The 5,977-nt window shown below is 39.4% G+C and carries 6 protein-coding genes; 2 read left to right on the top strand and 4 right to left on the bottom strand.

The window, feature by feature from the left end:
- Nucleotides 1-387: 387 nt before the first annotated feature.
- Together H5079_RS17990 and H5079_RS17985 are read left to right on the top strand one after the other, a co-directional pair.
- Nucleotides 388-1,740 carry a magnesium transporter gene (locus tag H5079_RS17990; protein WP_011327408.1) on the top strand — a complete coding sequence of 451 codons (1,353 nt, stop codon included), beginning with the start codon at nt 388-390 and terminating at the stop codon, nt 1,738-1,740.
- A 42-nt stretch (nt 1,741-1,782) separates the two neighbouring features.
- A complete protein-coding gene (locus tag H5079_RS17985; protein ID WP_182684605.1) occupies nt 1,783-2,844 on the top strand; it encodes a DUF21 domain-containing protein in 1,062 nt (353 codons plus the stop codon).
- An 18-nt stretch (nt 2,845-2,862) separates the two neighbouring features.
- Here the strand turns inward: H5079_RS17985 and H5079_RS17980 are convergent, their stop codons facing one another.
- From H5079_RS17980 to H5079_RS17965, 4 genes are all read right to left on the bottom strand, one after another.
- Entirely contained in the window at nt 2,863-3,690 is an 828-nt protein-coding gene (locus tag H5079_RS17980) for a mechanosensitive ion channel family protein (protein WP_011327410.1), read from the bottom strand.
- 37 nt (nt 3,691-3,727) lie between these two features.
- A complete protein-coding gene (locus H5079_RS17975) occupies nt 3,728-4,471 on the bottom strand; it encodes an LrgB family protein (protein WP_086995023.1) in 744 nt (247 codons plus the stop codon).
- Nucleotides 4,464-4,817: a CidA/LrgA family protein gene (locus H5079_RS17970; RefSeq protein ID WP_011327412.1), complete on the bottom strand. Its 354-nt coding sequence runs from the start codon at nt 4,815-4,817 to the stop codon at nt 4,464-4,466. The genes H5079_RS17975 and H5079_RS17970 overlap by 8 nt, the downstream gene beginning before the upstream one ends.
- Before the next feature lie 67 nt (nt 4,818-4,884).
- Nucleotides 4,885-5,676, bottom strand: a complete 792-nt coding sequence (locus H5079_RS17965; protein ID WP_089367841.1) for a crotonase/enoyl-CoA hydratase family protein — start codon at nt 5,674-5,676, stop codon at nt 4,885-4,887.
- Nucleotides 5,677-5,977: the final 301 nt, after the last annotated feature.

The following is a 5,977-nucleotide window of genomic DNA, read 5'->3' as shown; positions in this document are numbered from 1 at the left end:
AATAGGCCAGCTATTGACGCGTAAATTCGCCTTGTTTTCACTGAAAACCTCTGGCTAGAGAAAATAAAATTAAATATAACGATGATTCAATATGTTAGTAAATCTCTTAACCAGAGTTCAGGTTAGTTAATGAAGATGTATGAAATTGCCTACACTTAAGCATCTGAAATCATATCAAAAGTAAGTCGTGATTGTGCTTGTATAATTAAATTTAAAAAATAATAAAAAAACATTAACCGCTGGTTATTTTTACGCATACAATGCGAAAAAAAGCGGATGAGTTTGCATATTTTTTCAATATTTTATGCCCGCTACGTTACACTAATAGCAATACATATTAATAAGTGACTATTTATTAATATAACCTACTAAACTTTAAGGCTTAAGATGATTGAGTATCCGGTTGATAAACTACCCCAACTCATAAATGACTTATTACAGTGCGACACCACAGAGCGCAAAAATAAGTTATTAATAGACGCACAATTAACATTATCAACTGAGCATTTATCATTGCTTTTTGAAGCAATACCTAAAGAGCAGCGCCTTGAAATTTGGCAGTTGTTAGATGAAGACACGCAACACGAAATATTTGTTAATTTAAGCGATGACAGCACCTTATGGTTACTGCAAACTTTAGATGATAGCGACGGTTTTAAACTATTAGACGAAGTTAATGTAGAAGAACTGCTTGAGCTTGAAGAAGTAATTCCTGAGCGATTTGTTGAGTATGCAAAAAAACAACTCGATGAAGCACAAACAAAGCAATATGAATTAGCGCAACAATACCCTTCTGAGCAAATAGGTCACTGGTTAGGTTTTGACTTTTTAAAAGTGTCTGAAAAGTTAACCGCGGGAGGCGCTAAAAAGTTACTCCATAAAGGGTTGCCGCAGTTCACAGAGGTTATTTATTTAGTGAGCCGTAAGGGCAGTTTAATTGGTGAAGTGGCAATTAATGATTTAATAAAAGCCAATGACAACGACAGTTTAATTACTTTAGCAAACCATGACTATGTATCGCTGCATGCAGATGATGATTTATACGAAGCTGCGGAAGTGGTTATTCATAGCGAAAAAATGGCAATGCCGGTTGTTAATGTTGATAACAAATTACTGGGCCGTTTAACCATTGCTTCAGCGTATGAGTTACGCCAAGAAATAACCGACGAGGCTGCCGCTAAAGCGGGTGGTCTGCGTGAAGACGAAGATTTATTTGCGAGTGTGCGAAAAAGTGCTAAAAACCGAGGTATTTGGTTAGGTATAAATTTGGCGACTGCATTTTTAGCCTCGTGGTTTATTGGCCTGTTTGGTGCAACTATAGAGCAAGTAGTGGCTTTAGCGGTATTAATGCCAATAGTAGCCTCTATGGGCGGAATTGCCGGGAGTCAAACGCTCACCGTTATTGTACGTGGCTTGGCACTTGGCCAGGTAACCGACTCTAACCGCGCAGCGCTACTTAAAAAAGAGCTAAGAGTGGGCGCGGTAAATGGTTTTGTATGGGCTTTTGTTATTGGCGCATTGACCTTTTTGTGGTTTAACGACGTTATGCTAAGTATTACTATTACCGTGGCTATTTTGCTTAACTTAGTTGCAGCATCGTTAGCCGGTGTAGTGATCCCTTCTATTTTAGATAAAATGAAAATAGATCCAGCGCTTTCGGGCTCAGTTATTTTAACTACAGTAACCGATATAGTTGGTTTTGTTACCTTTTTAGGTTTAGGTAGTTTGCTACTGTTATAGTGCCTTGTATCGCAAGGAACGCGTAAATAAATAGGAAAAACAATGACTTTTGATGTCATGATTTGGTGTGCTATTGCACTGTGTATTTCGCAGTCAGCAATATTTTCGGGTTTAAACTTGGCGTTTTTTTCGCTAAGTAGATTACAACTCGAAATGGAAAGCAGTAAAGGTAACGCCGCTGCGATAAAAGTAATGGCACTGCGTAACGATTCAAACTTTTTACTCTCGACTATTTTGTGGGGTAACGTAGGTATTAACGTACTGCTGACCTTACTTTCTGACTCGGTATTAATGGGTGCAAGTTCTTTTTTATTCTCAACTATTGCTATTACTATTATTGGCGAAATTACACCACAGGCGTATTTTTCACGTAATGCGTTAAAAATGGCCAGCATGTTGTCGCCGTTAATTAAGTTTTATCAATTACTGTTTTATGTAGTTGCTAAGCCTACAGGGCTAATACTCGATGCTTGGTTAGGCAAAGAAGGTATTACCTACTTTGCAGAGAGTGAGCTCAGAGGCATTATTCGTAAGCACATAGAAGCTGAAGAAGCCGATGTACAGCACGTAGAAGGTATTGGTGCACTTAACTTTTTTAGTTTAGATGAAATAAGTGTTACTCAAGAAGGCGAAGTGATAGATCCCGACTCAATCATAGCGTTACCAACCAAGCTTGATTTACCAATATTTCCTGAACTAACACTCAGTGCCGATAATGAATTTTTACGCAAACTGCACAAGTCTGGTTACAACTGGGTAATTATTACTAATCAGGCCGGTGATCCTTTGTTAGTGGTTGATGCGGATGGCTTTTTACGCGCAGCTTTGTTTGAGCCAGACACATTTGATCCGTACCACTTTTGCCACAGACCAATAATAGTGATCGATGAAAGTATGCGCTTAAGTGACGTTATTTTAAAAATTCGCGCCAGTCATTCATTAGACAAGTCATTCGATGGGGCAATTGAGCACGATGTAGTACTGGTATGGGGCGATGAAAAACGCATTATTACTGGGGCTGATATTTTTGGCCGATTACTAAAAGGTATGAGTGCGCCTAAACTTGAATTAAACCCCAGTATAGATAAACCTAAACCGCTTTAAACGGTTTAGGTTTATAAATTAATCACTTTTAATAATACTAACAATGCGCTGCGGTAAAGGTATTTCAATATTCGCTTTATTCATAGCGCTATAAACCCCACCATTAATAGCCAACTTGGTTTCGATTATTTTAGTGGTTGGTACCCAGTAGCGGTAGCTAATAGTTACGCCATTGTCGGCAAAGCGTTCTATACCAATTTGTGCATTGGGCACTTTAGCCACAAGCTCATGGCCATTCACAACATCTTCAATTAGTTTAACTGCGGTATTTGAGCACGCGCTGTAAGCAATGGTAATTTCGCCTTTTACCAATGAAAACTTAAACGAGTTATGGAGTATTTCACCGAGGATATGCTTATTGGGTATGGTTATTTCTACCTTTTCTTCGTCAATAAGTACTGTATGCCCCAGCTCTATTATTTTAACTTGCCCGCTGACATTTTTAACCTCTATAGTGTCGCCAACCACAAAAGGACGAGTGGCAATAATAGCAAGGCCAGCACCATAATTAGACAACATACCTTGCATTGCTAAACCCGCACCAAGCGACGCAGCACCAATAGCGGCCACGAAAGGGGTAACACTAATGCCTATTTTGCCCAGCGCAATAATAATGACAATTATTATGAGCAACACTTTAACTAGGTTACTCACAAAGTTAGTTAACGTGACGTCAATATTATGGCGAGCCATTAAATTAGCCACTACGTTGGCAAGCTTTTGCGCAACCCATAAGCCAATTAAGAGTATGAAAATAGCACCTACAATTTGCATGCTATAGGTAACTAAATACTCGGTAAGCATGGCGTAGTATTTTTCAAACTGTTCTATTTCTGGGCTGATCATATATGCTCTTAAGATGGCTGTTAAATATTTTTGCTAACTATAGCAAAGTGTTGACTAAGATTGGATATAAAAACGGTACTATTACAGCCGTTAAAAGCGCACTTAATGCCATGGCAACCGATGAAAATGCACCTATTTTAGGATGCTCAACCAATGCTGCTGCGGTGCCAATAGCGTGACAGGCAGTACCCATGGCAACGCCTTGCGCTTCATGGTTATAAATTTTAATTAGTTTAAAAAGTACAAAGCCAAATAAAGCACCTAATAAACCAATAAAAATAACCAAGGCAGCAGCGAGCGAGTCAATACCGCCTAATGACTCGGTTACAATTAGCGTTATAGGGGTTGTTACACTCAATGCTGCAACTGAGGCGCTAAGTTGTGTGGGTACAGCAAATATCATGCTGAGTAAAAAAGCCACTACAGTGGCGTTAATAATCCCTAAACTACAAGTGGTTACAATTAAGAGTAAGTTTTTACGTACATGAACAAACTGCTGATATAAAGGTAATGCTAGTGCCACAATAGCGGGCTCTAACAGCCAACTTAGTAATTGGCTGTGGCTAGCAAATTTAGTGTAAGGCAAGTTTAAATTAACCAAGAGTAAAGCAATAATAGCTATACTTAAAAATACAGGGTTAGTAAGTGATTTTAAAATAACATGCTTAACCCGCTGGTTAAGTAGCCTTAATAATAAAAACAGCGCAATAATAAACGGTACGCTAAGCCACCATAAATCTGGAGTTAGTTGTGTTGTTAGCGATTTTAGTTGCTCAGTCATTATTTACGCGTCCTTTAAAGTAAGCAATAACACTACTCACTAACAATAAGGTACTAATAGGGACTAGCAATACAATGGCAACTAAAAAAGGCCAATGCGACTTTATTAAGCCAAGGTGCTCAATAAAGCCAACCCCCGCAGGAATAAAAAAGATGGGCATAATATTTAAAATAGGTGAAGCGCAGGGCTTTAATTGATGCTCTTTTACTATGCCAGTTAACAGTAGCAGCAATAAAATAACCATTGCTAGTAAAGGCGCAGGAAAACTGCCGCCAATACTGTGCATAATGAATTTAGCCGCCGCTAAGCAGAGTAAAATAATTGCGCTACTTAACACATATTTCATTAGAGAACTCATTGGAAAGTCAGGAATTTAACTTTAACAAATCCCTGTTATTTATGCATGCATCATCTTACCAGCGTTTAGGGTTGGCATAATGAATATCGGTTTTACCCTTTGCTTTAGCAATTGCCTTTTTGGTATTTGGGCTAAGTAATAATCTAATTTGGCTAAAAGTTTCTTTGGCGAGTATGTTGCGTTGCTGAGTTTTATAGCTTTGCTGGGTAACGCGCTTAATTGCCGCCAGAGTGTCGGGCGAGCGGGCTAATAGTATTTCCAACATTTTTTGTGTGGCAGCCTCGGTGTCATCAGTTACTTGAGTGACCAAGCCAAGCTCTTTTGCTTGTAGTGCACTTATAGGATCAGCATGGCTGGCAAGCCATAGTGCTTGGTCGCGTTTTACTAAACCGCTCATTACAACATTAGCCCCCATATCTGGGCATAATCCCCAACGCGCTTCCATAATGGCAAATTGGGCATCGTGGTGCACTATTCTATAGTCAGCGCCGAGTGCTATTTGCAATCCACCGCCAAGGCAGTTGCCATTAATTTGTGCAATAACCGGCACGCTAAGCGATTGCCAACCCAATACTACCCGCTGGGCTAAATTTTTATTGCCAGGTAACCATTTAAATAATAATTTAATAATATTAAGCGGCGACGCCATAACTGCGGCTATATCTAACCCCGCGCAAAAGTGATCGCCATCGCCTTTTAAAACTACGGCGCGGATGCTGCGATCTTTTTTAAGCTTTTTTATTATTTTATTAAGCTCAACAAACATAGCAAAGCTTAAAGCATTTTGTTTTTGAGCTCTGCTTAGTGTGACAATTGCAATGCCTTGTTGTTTTTCTAACTTTATCATTTTGCACTCCTCTGACCTGTTGCCTGAGCTTATGATGTTATTTAAGTTAAGTAAAGTGAGCGTGGTTGATTAGGGTCTGTTTATCTTTCAAGGTTAAATTTGCAGCAGTGTGTTTGGTATTTAGGCAAGGCAGAGCCTATGTTGTGTGGTTATTCCCCATAAATAGGCGATAACGTAGCATCAATGCCAAACATGCGCTGCCCGAAGGGTTCTGCCTAGGGGCGATTGACTCTTTGTTGCTCGGTTTTTACTTAGCCCACTAGGTTACAAACCTCGCGCCGTGATTAAATCGCCCCTAGTT

Origin of the sequence: Pseudoalteromonas sp. SG44-5 (assembly GCF_014164175.1) — a bacterium.
In the GTDB taxonomy this organism is placed as follows: Bacteria; Pseudomonadota; Gammaproteobacteria; order Enterobacterales; family Alteromonadaceae; genus Pseudoalteromonas; species Pseudoalteromonas nigrifaciens.
Note: the sequence above shows the minus strand (reverse complement) of the source record. Positions and strands in the feature narration are given on the sequence as shown.

Excerpts from the sequence above, each read along its gene's own strand:
- H5079_RS17990 (WP_011327408.1), top strand. The coding sequence starts at position 388 with ATGATTGAGTATCCGGTTGATAAACTACCCCAACTCATAAATGACTTA.
- H5079_RS17985 (WP_182684605.1), top strand. The coding sequence starts at position 1,783 with ATGACTTTTGATGTCATGATTTGGTGTGCTATTGCACTGTGTATTTCG.
- H5079_RS17980 (WP_011327410.1), bottom strand. The coding sequence starts at position 3,690 with ATGATCAGCCCAGAAATAGAACAGTTTGAAAAATACTACGCCATGCTT.
- H5079_RS17975 (WP_086995023.1), bottom strand. The coding sequence starts at position 4,471 with ATGACTGAGCAACTAAAATCGCTAACAACACAACTAACTCCAGATTTA.
- H5079_RS17970 (WP_011327412.1), bottom strand. The coding sequence starts at position 4,817 with ATGAAATATGTGTTAAGTAGCGCAATTATTTTACTCTGCTTAGCGGCG.
- H5079_RS17965 (WP_089367841.1), bottom strand. The coding sequence starts at position 5,676 with ATGATAAAGTTAGAAAAACAACAAGGCATTGCAATTGTCACACTAAGC.